The sequence below is a fragment of the Bartonella sp. MR168JLCBS genome, from assembly GCF_042194175.1.
The window spans coordinates 1-891 of record NZ_JBHIMP010000222.1; the positions used below are offsets into that span (position 1 = coordinate 1).

Genomic DNA, 891 nt, shown 5'->3' on the forward strand with positions numbered 1-891 from the left:
GCCGTGGACAAGAAGTAGCAATGCCAAGCCAAAGCTTGAAAAATCTCCTTTCCATGCCAAAAGAATTGCAGCAAACAGCTTTAGCAGCTTCTCTTTTGCTTCAAAAAGAGCTCGAAAGTCTTATAAAACAAGTCAGTAACCGTCTCTCAGGAAACGAGCAGAGAGCCCTCAAGAACAAGAATTATGATGCACTCGCGAAAAATCTTGGTGTCTCACAACATAAAGCAAAGGAAATTACACAGACCGTTAATCAAGCCAGAGATGCACAAAAACAATTGCAAACACGGACAGTCAGTCGCTCAAAAGTGCTCGCCATGGGGCAAGCTAAAATAGTTTGCTAAAAAAAATACAAGGTCTTGCACCTTCCTTTGACTATGCATGAAAGAGGATGTTTTGCCACTCTCGCGTCCCCAAAAAGAGAGGGGGGGTAAGTGGTGTGAGACCGATTTTAAAAGGTATTGTTTTATACCCTGATAAAACCGAAAGTAAGACACAATGAAATACACAAAGATACAGCTGGCGCTTATTTTAACGCCAATCGCTTTAGGTGCTTTAACGATATTCCTTGTCCCGCATTTATTGTCATTTGTGATCAATGATTTGAAAGCCAATCACGTTTACTGGTATGTTCGTTCAGAGCCCTTATTGGTGCTGATGCTGGTTGCTACTGTGTCATTATGTTATACCCTATCGCAAAAGCTGCACCTGCGCAAAGCAATCACGCTGGTCTCCGCTGTCTTTTTTGGGATCACTGCTCTTTACTTTATTGGCGGTGAAATAAAACGCTTAACTCCCTATGTTGGGCAACAAGGGATAACATGGAGCTATGCTCTCAAGTTCATGGATCCTATGGTTGTTTTTGGCGTCATTTGTGGTGTTGTTCTTTTAGTA

At 42.1% G+C, this 891-nt stretch carries 2 pseudogenes; both read left to right on the top strand.

What is annotated here, in order from left to right:
* Positions 1-341: pseudogene (locus ACFIK8_RS10475) on the top strand (cell filamentation protein); the annotation flags it as partial.
* Positions 342-495: 154 nt separating this feature from the next.
* A pseudogene (locus tag ACFIK8_RS10480) lies at positions 496-891 on the top strand (Ti-type conjugative transfer system protein TraG); the annotation flags it as partial.